At 47.6% G+C, this 13,559-nt stretch carries 11 protein-coding genes; 10 read left to right on the forward strand and 1 reads right to left on the reverse strand.

Annotation, left to right across the window (positions count from 1 at the left end):
• Positions 1 to 46 precede the first annotated feature (46 nt).
• The 9 genes from OU814_RS28055 to OU814_RS28095 all read left to right on the forward strand — a co-directional run bounded on the left by OU814_RS28055 (position 47) and on the right by OU814_RS28095 (position 11,180).
• A complete protein-coding gene (locus OU814_RS28055; RefSeq protein WP_190647907.1) occupies positions 47 to 436 on the forward strand; it encodes a hypothetical protein in 390 nt (129 codons plus the stop codon).
• Positions 437 to 509: 73 nt separating this feature from the next.
• Positions 510 to 1,868 (forward strand): APC family permease, encoded by a 1,359-nt coding sequence (locus OU814_RS28060; protein ID WP_268242870.1) that lies wholly within the window; start codon positions 510 to 512, stop codon positions 1,866 to 1,868.
• Positions 1,869 to 1,889: 21 nt separating this feature from the next.
• Positions 1,890 to 2,522, forward strand: coding sequence for an SAM-dependent methyltransferase (locus OU814_RS28065; RefSeq protein ID WP_268242871.1), 633 nt, complete (start codon positions 1,890 to 1,892; stop codon positions 2,520 to 2,522).
• Between the two features lie 72 nt (positions 2,523 to 2,594).
• A complete protein-coding gene (locus OU814_RS28070) occupies positions 2,595 to 3,203 on the forward strand; it encodes a fasciclin domain-containing protein (protein ID WP_017288517.1) in 609 nt (202 codons plus the stop codon).
• A gap of 38 nt (positions 3,204 to 3,241) precedes the next feature.
• The gene (locus OU814_RS28075; protein WP_268242940.1) at positions 3,242 to 4,051 is read left to right on the forward strand and encodes a glucose 1-dehydrogenase; all 810 of its coding nucleotides are present in this window, start codon (positions 3,242 to 3,244) and stop codon (positions 4,049 to 4,051) included.
• Positions 4,052 to 4,070: 19 nt separating this feature from the next.
• Positions 4,071 to 6,791, forward strand: coding sequence for an MGH1-like glycoside hydrolase domain-containing protein (locus tag OU814_RS28080; protein WP_268242872.1), 2,721 nt, complete (start codon positions 4,071 to 4,073; stop codon positions 6,789 to 6,791).
• Positions 6,788 to 8,152: a glycoside hydrolase 100 family protein gene (locus OU814_RS28085; protein WP_268242873.1), complete on the forward strand. Its 1,365-nt coding sequence runs from the start codon at positions 6,788 to 6,790 to the stop codon at positions 8,150 to 8,152. The genes OU814_RS28080 and OU814_RS28085 overlap by 4 nt, the downstream gene beginning before the upstream one ends.
• A 105-nt stretch (positions 8,153 to 8,257) precedes the next feature.
• Entirely contained in the window at positions 8,258 to 10,162 is a 1,905-nt protein-coding gene (locus tag OU814_RS28090) for a cation:proton antiporter (RefSeq protein WP_268242874.1), read from the forward strand.
• Positions 10,163 to 10,331: 169 nt separating this feature from the next.
• On the forward strand, positions 10,332 to 11,180 hold the full coding sequence (locus OU814_RS28095) for a DUF1206 domain-containing protein (RefSeq protein WP_268242875.1): 849 nt from the start codon (positions 10,332 to 10,334) through the stop codon (positions 11,178 to 11,180).
• A gap of 34 nt (positions 11,181 to 11,214) precedes the next feature.
• On the opposite strand, the gene OU814_RS28100 is transcribed toward OU814_RS28095, so the two are convergent.
• Positions 11,215 to 12,057 carry a metallophosphoesterase gene (locus OU814_RS28100; protein ID WP_017288522.1) on the reverse strand — a complete coding sequence of 281 codons (843 nt, stop codon included), beginning with the start codon at positions 12,055 to 12,057 and terminating at the stop codon, positions 11,215 to 11,217.
• 199 nt (positions 12,058 to 12,256) lie between these two features.
• Between OU814_RS28100 and OU814_RS28105 the strand changes: the two genes are divergently transcribed.
• Complete coding sequence (locus OU814_RS28105; protein WP_268242876.1) at positions 12,257 to 13,528, forward strand: phospholipase D-like domain-containing protein; 1,272 nt, start codon at positions 12,257 to 12,259, stop codon at positions 13,526 to 13,528.
• The last annotated feature ends 31 nt before the right edge of the window (positions 13,529 to 13,559 follow it).

A 13,559-nucleotide genomic window follows, 5' to 3' on the forward strand; every position in this document is an offset into this window, starting at 1 on the left:
TGTGAGGTTTATAAATCAGGCATAAGCTGCATTGGAGAAGACAATCATGAAACGAATTGGGTTACTGATGTCCATCACAGCTTTGATCGGCACAGCATCTCCGACTATTGCACAAACATCACCTGCAAATCGCTCTCCATCCTCTCAGGATGCCAGCGTTCAGGTCAATCGTAGTGTGCCTCTGGTCATGGTGCATGGACGTATTAATCAAGTCCGTGAAACTCAGTTTAGCCTCGATTCTAATCTTGGTTTGTTGACTGTGAACAAGCGAGAGATGATCGACCTACGACCGAATGAGCCTGTAACGGTCGTCGTTGTCCCAGATGCACAGGCGAGTGTATTCGATGCCTATTCGATTACTCGTGCAGATGGGACAAATATTACCTTTAATTCAACTGGAACTGTAATTCAGAGAATTGCAGACCAGTTCAACTAAACCAGTTCAACTAAACCCTGTTCAAATCAATGAACTTAAGACGCGATTACTTTTTGGGAACTACGAGGTACTTGTGACTAAACTGGACACACCTTATTCCTTAAATTCATCTGCTAGTCATGCAGATTTAAAGTCACCTACCCTGACACTCTCAGATGCGATCGCCATTATTGTTGGTATTGTGATTGGAGCAGGCATCTTCGAGACTCCTGCGCTCGTTGCTGCAAATAGCGGTAACGGTTTTATTGTCTTACTGACTTGGGTAATTGGGGGGGCTGTCTCCTTTGTTGGAGCGTTGTGCTATGCCGAACTAGCTACAACCTATCCGCACGTTGGAGGAAACTATGAGTACCTGAAACGGGCATTTGGTCAGAATGTCGCATTTCTGTTTGCTTGGGCACGCATGACTGTCATTCAAACCGGATCAATTGCTTTACTCGCCTTTATCTTTGGTGACTATGCGTCTCAACTCTTTAGTTTAGGATCAGGGTCATCTTCAATTTATGCTGTCGGTGCGATCGCACTTCTCACCAGCCTTAATATCATTGGCATTCGACAAGGGAAACGGATTCAGAATGGGCTGACTATGATCACGATTCTAGGATTAGTAACGATTACTATTTTAGGATTATTGCTGGGTCGCCCCTCACCTCAGTTAGCAGCACCGATCGTTGCTTCGAGTAACTGGGGATCAGCAATGCTGTTTGTCCTATTGTCCTATGGGGGTTGGAATGAAGCCGCTTATATCTCTGCGGAAATTCAAAGACCTCAGCGGAATATTGTGCGATCGCTGCTCTGGAGCATTGGCATTATCACTGCTTTGTACGTGTTGATTAATGCGGCATTTTTGCGCGGATTGGGTGTGTCGGGAATGGCACAATCTCAAGCGATCGCAGCCGATTTGATGCGACAAATCTTGGGGGAGCCAGGAGCCGTTTTGATCAGTGCGCTGATTGCGATGACTGCGTTAGGCTCGTTGAATGCTTCAATTTTTACGGGAGCGAGAACGAACTATGCTTTCGGGCAAGATGTCGCTTTGTTCAACTTTCTAGGACGCTGGCGGTCTCAGGCAGGAACTCCCATGACCGGTTTTTTAGTTCAGGGTGCGATCGCGCTGCTGCTTGTCTTCATGGGAACCTTCACCCGCAATGGATTTGAAGCGATGGTCGATTACACTGCTCCGGTGTTTTGGTTCTTCTTTCTCCTGAGTGGGATTTCCTTAGTTCTGCTCAGAATGCAAGATCCGCATCGTCTTCGGCCGTTTCGCGTGCCATTCTACCCAGTGACACCCCTGTTATTTTGTGCCGTCTGTAGCTATCTACTGTACTCCAGCCTCGTTTATACAGGCTTAGGTGCGAGCGTTGGCATCATTGTTGTGGCTCTGGGTATTCCGTTTTTGTATTGGTCTCGGATTCAACATCGTCGTTCATAAAACAACTTAGGAGTTAGAACTATGCAATTCAAACGTTTGTTTGCTGGATTGGTCATTGGGCTGAGTGTTGTGGGAGTGGGTGTAGGATGCACTCAACAGCGCGATTTTCAAGCCGATGCTCAAACGAATCCTGCTACGACTCAACCACCCCAATCACCAGCTCCAGCCCGCTCTCCAGATGTTCCTTATGTCCCGACTCCTCAAGCTGTGGTCGATCGGATGCTACAAATCGCAAATGTGAACAGCAACGATGTGGTGTATGACTTGGGAAGTGGAGATGGTCGGATTCCGATTACTGCCGTTCGGCAATTTAATGTAAAACGAGCGATCGGAGTCGATATCAATCCTCAACGGGTACAAGAAGCCAACCAAAATGCTCAACAAGCAAACGTCACCGATCGCGTAGAGTTTCGAGAGCAAGATTTATTCGAGACAGATTTTCGAGAAGCGACCGTTGTCACCCTTTACTTACTTCCTGAAGTCAATTTACGGTTACGCCCGAAATTGCTCAGTGAACTCAAACCTGGTACTCGCATTGTTTCTCACGCTTTTGACATGGGCGATTGGAAACCGGAACGTGTTGAAAATGTCGATGGGCGAGTGATCTATTACTGGACAGTTCCAGAAAATGTTCCCGCTAATCTTAAAGAATAAACTCACTCACTCACTGCACTCACTCACTCACTTTAATCACTACTCTCACCTCAATTTTTTGGAGACATATTCATGAGACAACAACTGAAAAAAACAATTGCTGCAACTGCTTTAGGTGCGATTCTGATGCCGATCGTTGCTGCTTGTGGGGGACAACCCACTGCAGAAGCACCCACGCAACCTGCTCCCGAAGCGACGACTGCTCCGGTTGCTCCGGCTCCGGGTACTCAAGGTTCCCCGGCTCCAGGCACACAAGCAAACGCTGGCAATGTAACGGATCTGATTGGTAGCAACCCTTCGCTCAGCACACTTTCTTCTGTAATCAATGAAGCAGATTTGAGCAATACATTAGGAGAAGGTGGACCTTACACCGTATTTGCACCCTCGGATCAAGCATTTGCAGCTCTCCCTGCTGAAACTCGTGAGCGTCTGCTTCGAGAGGAGAATCGACAGTTACTTCGCCAAATCCTGACTTACCACGTGGTTCCGGGCAGCTTAACCGCGAATCAATTGCAGCCAGGTCAAGTTCAAACGCAAGCCGGGAACTCAGTCAACGTGCAAGTGGATGGACAGCAGGTTCGGGTGAATGAAGCGCGAGTTATCCAACCGGATTTACAAGCATCAAACGGCGTGGTGCATATTGTCGATCGCATTATCTTACCGCCCAATGTCAATCTGTAACGTGAATCTGTAACGGATGCGTGAGAGGGAAACTTGTGATGAAAGGATTAGCTGGAAAGAATGCGCTCATTACAGGAGCAAGTTCCGGGATTGGACAAGCGATTGCAATTCGTCTCGCTCAAGAAGGCTGCAACATTGCGATTAACTATCGCAAGACGGTTGAGGAAGCTGAAACGACCGAGGAGATTGCACTGCAAAAAGCTTGTGGTCAAGTGAATGATTGTGGAGTCAAATCGCTTTTGATTCAAGGGGATGTGTCCAAAGAGGAAGACATTCTCAACATGATCAACACGACCATTGATCAATTTGGCAGCTTGGATATTTTGATCAACAATGCCGGGGTGCAAACGGAGTCTCCCTCTCACGAAATTGAGATTGACGAGTTCGATCGCATTCTATCGATTAACTTACGGGGTGCATTTTTATGTGCGCGAGAAGCGATTAAGCATTTCATTGCTCGCAACCAACCTGGCACGATTATCAATATCTCTAGCGTTCATGAAGTCATTCCTCGACCGTCGTATTTAACTTACTCGATGAGTAAAGGCGGCATGGGAAACCTGACGAAAACCTTAGCGCTGGAATATGCCGATCGCGGAATTCGAGTCAATGCGATCGCGCCTGGGGCAACGATTACTCCAATCAATGAAGCTTGGACAGAGGATTCAGAGCAAAAAGCGATCGTGGAAAGCCACATTCCAATGGGTCGTGCCGGAACCTCTGAGGAAATGGCTGCTGCGGTTGCTTTTCTTGCGTCTGAGGAAGCAGCTTACATCACAGGGCAAACCCTGTTTATTGATGGTGGACTTACGCTCTATGCCGATTTTCGCGAATCATGGTCTGCTTAGATGAGAAGGAGATAAGAAGATGACCGCAGAAGAACAACGGTTACAAGCAGACCGAGAGCGCACAGCGTATTGGCGCAGATGGGGTCCCTACTTAAGTGAGCGTCAGTGGGGAACCGTGCGTGAGGACTATAGTTCAGATGGGTCTGCTTGGAATCATTTTTCCCATGACCAAGCGCGATCGCGAGCTTATCGATGGGGCGAAGATGGCATTGCTGGCATTTCCGATAACCATCAGCGATTGTGCTTTGCGATCGCGCTTTGGAACGAAGCAGATCCGATTCTGAAGGAACGCTTGTTCGGACTCAGCGGTCCTGAAGGCAATCATGGCGAGGATGTCAAAGAATGCTACTTCTACCTTGACAATACGCCGAGTCATGCTTACATGAAGTATCTCTATAAGTATCCTCACCTTGCTTTTCCTTACGATCAACTCGTGCAGGAGAATCAACAGCGGGGCTATCATGACCCAGAATTTGAGCTACTAGATACGGGAGTCTTTAACGAGAACCGTTACTTTGATGTCTATGTCGAGTACGCCAAAGCAACCGATGAAGACATTCTGATCCAAGTCACTGTAAGCAATCGTGGCGCAGAGCCGAAAACGCTCCATCTCCTTCCAACGCTTTGGTTTCGCAACACTTGGTCATGGGAGCCAAATTCTCAAAAGCCCTGCTTAGCACAACGTGAAAAAGAGCGCTCCACTCATATCGTAGAAGCAACGCACCCGACCCTCGGAAATCGCTGGCTCTATTGTCAAACGGCTGATGCTCTACTGTTTACAGAAAATGAAACCAATTACGATCGACTCTTCGGGCTTCAAAATCCGTCGCCCTATGTTAAAGACGGAATTCATGACTACATTGTGCAGGATCAAACTGAAGCGGTCAATCCAGAGCAAATCGGCACAAAAGTTGCAGCCCATTACAAACTGACGCTAGAAGCTCAACAAACCAAAACGATTCAGCTACGCCTAACCAACAATTCCAACCTCGTCGATCCCTTTAACACAGAATTTGCCGATATCTTTGCTCAACGCCAACAAGAAGCAGATGAATTCTATCAGCGGATTACACCGGAGCATTTCTCAGCCGATGCGCGAAACATTCAGCGTCAAGCCTTTGCAGGACTACTCTGGACAAAGCAATACTATCATTACGTCGTCGAAGATTGGCTCCAAGGTGATGCAGCACAACCGCAACCTGATCGCCATGCTGCTCGAAATCGGGATTGGATTCATCTGTTTAACGATGACATTCTTTCAATGCCGGATAAGTGGGAGTTTCCGTGGTTTGCGGCTTGGGATTTAGCTTTTCACTGCGTTCCTTTAGCTATGATTGATCCTGATTTTGCTAAGCGACAACTCGATCGCTTAACGCGAGAATGGTATATGCACCCTAACGGGCAAATTCCCGCGTATGAATGGCATTTCAGTGATGTTAATCCACCCGTTCATGCTTGGGGAACTTGGCGCGTTTACCAAATTGAGAAAGTCCTCTACGGTCGCGCTGATACTTCTTTTCTTGAACGAGTCTTCCAGAAACTCTTGCTCAACTTTACCTGGTGGGTAAATCAGAAAGACCACAACGGAAACAACGTCTTTCAAGGTGGCTTTTTGGGTTTAGATAATATTGGGATCTTCGATCGCAGTTCCGAACTTCCCACTGGAGGCTATCTTGAACAAGCAGACGGGACAAGCTGGATGGGCATGTATTGTTTGAATATGCTCGCGATCGCATTAGAGTTATCGAAAACGAATCCCGCTTACGAAGACATTGCCAGTAAGTTCTTTGAGCATTTTCTCTACATTGCGGACGCGATGAATCAGATCGGGGAAAGCAGTGTTGCACTCTGGGACGAAGAAGACCAGTTTTACTATGATGTATTGCATCTGCCCAACAATGACTGGCATCGCTTGAAGGTGCGATCGATGGTAGGGTTAGTTCCCCTATTTGCCGTTGAGATCTTAGAACCCTCGATGTTAGAGCAGTTCCATAGCTTCAAGAAACGGTTTAACTGGTTCATCGAAAATCGTCCGCATCTGCAAAGTAATATTGCAGCACTCGAAACAGAGGGAGAACAAGCACGACGGTTGCTCGCGATCGTCAGTCCAATTCAACGACTTAAGCCCATTCTGCAACGCCTTTTGGATGAAACAGAGTTCTTAAGTTCCTATGGAATCCGCTCTGTGTCAAAGTACCATGCGGATCATCCCTATACGTTTCATGTCGATGGGCAAGTCCATCAAGTCGGCTATGAGCCTGCGGAATCGACCAGCGGAATGTTCGGCGGAAATTCTAACTGGCGCGGCCCAATTTGGTTCCCGATGAATTTCTTACTGATTGAATCCTTGCAGAAATTCCACCACTATCTAGGAGATGACTTCAAAGTTGAGTGTCCAACGGGTTCAGGGCAATGGATGACACTTGCAGAAGTTTCAGCAGAACTATCCCGGCGTTTGATTCGCATTTTCTCGCCCGATGAACATCATCATCGCCCCGTTCACCATCACAACGAACAATTCCGCACTCCGCACTGGCGCGATTTACTGCTGTTTTATGAGTATTTCAATGGCGACACTGGCGCAGGACTTGGAGCTAATCATCAAACGGGATGGACAGGGCTAGTTGCAACCTTGATTCATCTCTGTGCAGATACAGATTGTTCGACCCCGGTCAATCTTCAGGCTAATCAAGCCGTTTCTCCGTCCAAATTAGAACTGATTGCGCCAACCCTCCAATGAACATTCAACAATCCACCGATCGCCACTTCGAGGAGGCGATGGCACTTCTCAACACGTCGATTCTGTACTACCGAGGTCAGCCCATCGGCACGATCGCGGCACAAGATCCCACAGTCGATGCTCTGAACTACGATCAATGTTTTATTCGCGACTTTGTCCCCTCTGCCTTGGTTTTCCTGATGCAAGGTCGAACCGATATTGTTCGGAACTTCTTAATTGAAACCCTGAACTTGCAAAGCCGACCGAAAGAAATGGACTGCTTTGAGGCAGAAACGGGATTGATGCCTGCAAGTTTCAAAGTCGTTCAAGCAGATGGAAAAGAATGGTTAGAGGCGGATTTTGGAGAAGCCGCGATCGCGCGAGTGCCGCCAGCCGATTCTTGCCTCTGGTGGCTGATTTTACTTCGAGCTTACGTTCAAGCAACCGGAGATGTCGCACTCGCACATCAGCCCGAATTTCAAACGGGAATCAAGCTCATTCTTGATCTTTGTTTGGCGCATCGGTTCTCGCTCTATCCTACGCTGCTGGTTCCGGATGGGGCTTTTATGATCGATCGACGCATGGGTGTGTACGGTCATCCCCTAGAGATTCAGGTGCTTTTCTATGCAGGGTTGCGAGTTGCACAAGAGTTTCTGCTGCCAGAAGAAGAACGCTATCTCAAGGCAGTAACACAGCGTCTCAGCGCATTACATTATCATGTCTGGGAATACTACTGGATTGATCTCAACCGCCTCAATCAAATCTACCGGTTTGAGGTAGATGAATATGGTGAAAACATTGCGAATAAGTTTAATATCTATCCAGCATCGATTCCCGCTTGGTTAACAGATTGGTTGCCTGAAACAGGAGGCTACTTAGCTGGAAATTTGGGACCTGGACGGCTCGATTTTCGCTTTTTCGCATTGGGAAATCTGTTAGCGATCGTCTTCTCACTCGCAGATGAAGCTGAATCTCAAAGGATTATGAATTTGTTTGAGCAGCGTTGGCAAGATCTCATTGGCTATATGCCTGTGAAGCTTTGCTATCCTGCGATCGAGGGAGAAGAATGGCGAACACTCACCGGGTGTGACCCAAAAAATTCGCCTTGGTCGTATCACAATGGGGGCAATTGGGCAGTACTGCTTTGGGCATTTGCGATCGCGGCTCAAAAAACAGGTCGAGTCGAGTTAGCAGAACGTGCCATTCAAATTGCCGAACATCGTTTAGTGCAAGACAACTATCCAGAATACTATGACGGTCGCTCTGGACACTTGATTGGAAGAGAAGCTCGATTATCGCAAACATGGAGCATTGCAGGCTTGCTGGCTGCTAAAGAATTCATCGCGCATCCTGATCATTTATCTCTGATCAGTCTCGAATGACCGTTTAAAGCATCGCGTTATCTACTGTCAATTCAATGCGGGTTTTCTGTGATCCATGACGAGAAATGCCAGAATTAGGCAATCTGTTTTGCTTTGATAAATGGAATGGAAGACTCTTTAACGATCACAGTTTTGATGAGTACCACCGTTGGTATTGGCATTGGTGCTCAGGTCATTGCTCGATATTTGCAGATTCCTAGTATTGTCTTCCTCCTGCTATTGGGTTTGGCTCTAGGATCGAGTGGACTCCGTTGGATCGACCCGTCTCTTTTAGGCAGTGGGTTGGAAGTCATTGTCTCTCTGTCGATCGCGATTATTTTATTTGAGGGAGGTTTGAGCTTACAGATTCGTGATCTGAGAAGCGTTTCGATCAGCCTTCGCAATCTGATTACGATCGGGGTCGCCATTACACTGGTTGGCGGTGCCATTGCAGCTCATACCTGGCTCGATTTTCCCTGGTCGATCGCCTTCCTCTATGCGTCTTTAGTCGTCGTCACAGGTCCAACGGTCGTGACTCCACTCTTAAAGCTTGTGGGAGTAGAGCGACGAGTCGCAACGCTATTAGAAGGAGAAGGAATTCTAATTGATCCGATCGGTGCAATTCTTGCGGTGATCACGCTCAATATTGTGTTGAGTGGCAAGGCAGTTCCGCTCGTTTTAAGTAACACAGCAATCCCACTTCTCATCTTGAAAGGATTGCTCCTGCGCTTAGGAATCGGAGTCGCGATCGGATTGATTGCTGGGAGTTTGCTGAGCTTGCTTCTCAAACAGTCTAAGATTCTTCCGCAAGAACTCAAGAATCTGATTGTATTAGCAGTAGTGTGGGGATCGTTTAGCCTAGCGCAAGCGTTACGCAGTGAGTCGGGGTTGCTGGCTGTTGTGATCATTGGCATCGTTCTACGCGCCGCTGCTACACCTGATGAGCGGTTGTTGCGGCAATTTAATGAGCAGCTTGGAATTTTGACAAACTCAGTGCTATTTATTCTGCTTGCTGCTGATTTATCGATCGAGCAGCTTTTCGATTTAGGGCAAGAAGGGGTAATCGTAGTTTTGGCATTAATGCTGATTGTTCGTCCTATCAATGTTCTAATCTCGACTTGGAATCGCGGCTTTAGCTGGCAACAGCAGTTCTTTTTGTCCTGGGTTGCGCCGCGTGGCATCGTAGCAGCATCAATGGCATCGTTATTTGCCATTTCTCTGAGCAATCAAGGGATGAGTGGGGGTGATGCGCTTAAAGCATTGGTGTTTCTCACGATTCTGATCACCGTTTTTGTGCAAGGAGTGACAGCAGGCTGGATTGCACGATGGCTTGGCTTACATACGAATCAAGTCAGAACAGTGATTGTAGGCGGGGATTCATTCGCCCGATTGTTGTCACGATTATTGCAGCAAAAAGGAGAAGCAGCGATGCTGATCGACTTTGATGTAAACACAACCAATTTAGAGCCGATTGATGAAAATCCTGCGTTGAGCGATCGCTTAAATTTAGAAGAACTAGAAGCAGAAGGCATCTCTTCATTTAGCTCGTTTCTCGCTTTAAGTTCTAGCCCGGAAGTCAACGGTATTTTAGCTCAACGGGCTGCGGAACTGTTTCGTCCTGATCTGATTGCAATTTTGTCTCCATCACCGCTAGGGGATGGAAACAGCCTGAGTGCAATCACGCCAGGGATTCAGGCTGCATTTGCTCCCCAGATTCCTCTCGATCAGTGGAATCAATGGCTCGACCAGGATGAAGCGCAGGTTGTCGAACTCGTTTTACGATCGCCGACGCTTGCGGCACAGCAAGCAGAGCTACAAACCTTAATCGCCTCGAATAACCTCATGCCCCTGATCGTTGAGCGAAACCAGGAGGTGCGAATTGTTATTTCAAATGAAGAATGGCAGGCGGGAGATCGTATTACCTGCTTACTGCACAAATCCGCAGACGCAATGATTTCGCTTGAGAAATCGCCGTTTGTCAAGGTTGCCCTGAACACCAGCGAATGGCAGATGGTCGCTAAGACTAACTGACCAACTTAAGCGCCAAATTGACGCGATCGAACAACTGACGAATTCAATAGAGAAGCTCGTCAATCCTCAAAAGCAACAGTCAATCTAAGCCTAGAAGAATTCATTATTCTGATAGATGCGATACACAAGTCTGCCATTCTATTGTGCGAGATAATATTCTTGCACTGATATGGCGACCCCCAATATTCCTCCTAATCTAAAACAGCCTGTACAACAGACTGTTGCTCATCCAAAGTTTGAAAGGCTGGCTCGATTCGGTTATGCAGCAAAGGGGATTGTTTACTTTGTAGTGGGACTGCTGGCAGCACAAGCTGCGATCGGGAGCGGAGGACGCACTACAGATACGAGTGGAGCCTTACAAGAAATTGTGGTGCAGCCGTTTGGAAAATTTCTGCTTGGGTTGGTGACGATCGGCATCATTGGCTATGTCCTGTGGCGATTTGCTCAGGCATTGCTTGATCCAGAGCATACAGGGCAGTCAAATTCTACACAGCGCGTTGTGCAGCGTATCGGATATTTGATCAGTGCGCTCAGCTATTCAGGGTTAGCTTTCACTGCGGTTAAACTCATCTTAGGCAGTGGTGGGACAAATGGAGGAGCGACGGAAGACTGGACAAAACTGGTCTTGGCTCAACCTTTGGGGCAATGGCTTGTGGGGTTAGCAGGCGCGATCGTATTGGGTGTTGGATTGTCGTATTTTTATCAGGCTTACACTGCAAAGTTTCAAAGATATTTCAAGCTCAATCAAATGAATGCAACCGAACGCAAGTGGGCAAAGCGGCTAGGACAGTTTGGGATTGTTGCGCGTGGGGTTGTTTTTTGCATCATTGGTCTGTTTGTGATCATTGCGGCGCTGCGCTCCGATGCAACTGAAGTCAAAGGATTGGGGGAAGCTTTAGCCGTTTTGGCACAACAGCCTTATGGAACGTGGATTCTGGGAATTGTAGCGCTAGGCTTGATTGCTTATAGTTTGTACTCGCTGATCGAAGCTCGATATCGCAGTCTCATTCGCTCTTGAGATGTCTGTTAGTTTTCTGGGACATTAACAACCTCTAGTCAATGCGACTCAAGGAAAACACAGTGACTTCTGGAGGACAGTACCACCGTCCCGGTGGAAAGGTTCCTAATCCTCGATTGACATAGAGCCGATTCTCACCCACCGAATGCAGACCTTGTGCCCATTGCCAATGCTGTACAACTTTGGGCCATTTTAAATCCAGGAACGGCACCCACTTCCATAATGGCTCGGGAATGCGATCGCGTGAAGCCTGAATCCAAGTGGGAACGGCTCCCACTCCTGGAATTGCAATTTGTCCACCATGCGTATGTCCAGAAAGCTGCAAATCGACGCGCCACTGGCTCAGAGGCACTGCACTGTCAGGATTGTGAGAGAGCACTAGACGAGGAACCGTTGGATTTAGAGTCTCAAACACAGAAGCAGGAGCAAAGTCAGACGACCAGAAATCGGGTAAGCCAACGATCGCGAAGTCTTCCCCAAACGGATAAGCAATCTGATTCCAAAGAACTTGAATTCCGGCATCGGTTAAGGCGCGACTAATCTTAATTTTTGATTCAGGGAGTTCCAGATCATGATTGCCTAACACGGCATAAATACCCGATCGACTCTGTAATCGGCGGAGATGTCGAGCAAGTTGATCAATAGGTTTCGGGGTATGCGTAACATAATCGCCCGTAAGAACGATGAGATCCGGTTCAAGACAATTCGCGGTCTCGATCGCTTGGTTCAACAATTCATCAGACAACAGCAAGCCATCGTAATGAAAATCAGAAAGCTGAACTACTTTAATGCCATTTAAGCGATCGGGTAGTCCAGAAACTTCGATTTCAACGGTTTCCACACTTAGAGGTTCTGACAAAAACGGGATCTGGGACACGCTCTTCACCAAATTCAGACTGATTTCAGCCTAACAAACTGGAAAAGAACTCGAAAGACGGAAAACCAGAGTTGCAGTGCTCTAAAAGCTTAGGTAAGTCGTTTCACTCCGTTCAAGGAAAGTTCTATCCGATGAAGGACTCTAGCGATCGTACCCGACTGATAGATTGAACAACACCCGGCACGTTCTCCTAGAAGCCATGACCTGGACAACTTTCTTTCTTCTCTTTGCCGCTGCGATCGTCGTCTGGATGATTCTCTATCTTCGCGGCGTTTTCGAGCCGCAAATCTGTTATCGCTTTGATCGTCGCATCGCACTCGATAGTCCAAATTTTCTGCCGATGTTAGTCGGCTTCTCCAAGTCGATCGCGACACAAGCGCGGCTCACTCAGTTTTGGTCACAGCCAGACCAGATTTATGCAGCGCGACTAGAAGCAATCCAAAAAGCACAGCACTTGATTCAGTTTGAGACTTTTTTCATGACTCCAGGGTATCGTGCCGATCAGTTTGCTCAGGCATTGATTGAGCGATCGAGATGTGGGGTGAAAGTCCAAGTTTTAGTCGATCACGTTGGCACCGCTCAGATCCCTGCTTCGTATTGGAAACAGCTTCGAGGAGCGGGGGTTGAGGTTCGTTTTTTTCATCCTCCTAGGCTCAAAGTTCCGCTGCAATACTTGAGCCGGACTCATCGTAAACTGCTGATTATTGATGGAACGATCGCCTTGATTGGAGGAATGGGCGTATCCGATGATTGGGACGGCAATCCTAAAATTGGCGATCGAGCACCCTGGCTCGACGGCGAAATTCAGCTAGAAAGTACGATCGTCTCTGTCCTCATGAGCATTTTCCTGCGTCACTGGCTCTATGCAGGAGGTCAAGCCATGATAGAGCATTTACCTGTACAGCAAGCCTCACGGGCGGCAAAGCCAATGTTAGTGATTGCCAGTGATGCCGATAGTAAGTTGTCACTGATCAACGCGCTCATTTGGTTTGGTCTACAAGCGGCACAGCACCGAATTTGGATTGCGAGTCCCTACTTTATTTTGGAGCGCAATACTCGTAATGCAATCATTGCGGCTAAAAAGCGGGGTGTAGATGTGCAGATCGTGACGACTGGTGTCCACAATGATAAGCCACCTGTTTACTATGCAGTTCGTGAGCGCTATCACGCGCTCTTAAGAGCTGACATTGCAGTTTATGAGTATAAACCGAGCATGATGCACGCTAAGTTGATGCTTGTTGATCAAGATTGGATTAACTTTGGCAGTGCAAACTTTGATCCTCGGAGCTTCTTTCACAATGATGAACTGAATCTTGCCTGGTTTGCTCCAGACTTTGCTCCGACTGTCGAACAATTTTTTACAGATGCGTTTAGCACGAGCGATCGCATTGAACTATCAAGTTGGAGAAAACGACCCTGGTGGCAAAAAATGATCGGTCAACTTGCGCTTTTGCTACGCTGGCAACTCTAGAAATTGCTCGATGATCCTCTCTCCTTTGGAA

The sequence above is a fragment of the Leptolyngbya sp. GGD genome (genome assembly GCF_026735145.1).
GTDB lineage: Bacteria > Cyanobacteriota > Cyanobacteriia > Leptolyngbyales > Leptolyngbyaceae > Leptolyngbya > Leptolyngbya boryana.

Excerpts from the sequence above, each read along its gene's own strand:
- OU814_RS28055 (WP_190647907.1), top strand. The coding sequence starts at position 47 with ATGAAACGAATTGGGTTACTGATGTCCATCACAGCTTTGATCGGCACA.
- OU814_RS28090 (WP_268242874.1), top strand. The coding sequence starts at position 8,258 with ATGGAAGACTCTTTAACGATCACAGTTTTGATGAGTACCACCGTTGGT.
- OU814_RS28080 (WP_268242872.1), top strand. The coding sequence starts at position 4,071 with ATGACCGCAGAAGAACAACGGTTACAAGCAGACCGAGAGCGCACAGCG.
- OU814_RS28070 (WP_017288517.1), top strand. The coding sequence starts at position 2,595 with ATGAGACAACAACTGAAAAAAACAATTGCTGCAACTGCTTTAGGTGCG.
- OU814_RS28105 (WP_268242876.1), top strand. The coding sequence starts at position 12,257 with ATGACCTGGACAACTTTCTTTCTTCTCTTTGCCGCTGCGATCGTCGTC.
- OU814_RS28075 (WP_268242940.1), top strand. The coding sequence starts at position 3,242 with ATGAAAGGATTAGCTGGAAAGAATGCGCTCATTACAGGAGCAAGTTCC.
- OU814_RS28085 (WP_268242873.1), top strand. The coding sequence starts at position 6,788 with ATGAACATTCAACAATCCACCGATCGCCACTTCGAGGAGGCGATGGCA.
- OU814_RS28095 (WP_268242875.1), top strand. The coding sequence starts at position 10,332 with ATGGCGACCCCCAATATTCCTCCTAATCTAAAACAGCCTGTACAACAG.
- OU814_RS28065 (WP_268242871.1), top strand. The coding sequence starts at position 1,890 with ATGCAATTCAAACGTTTGTTTGCTGGATTGGTCATTGGGCTGAGTGTT.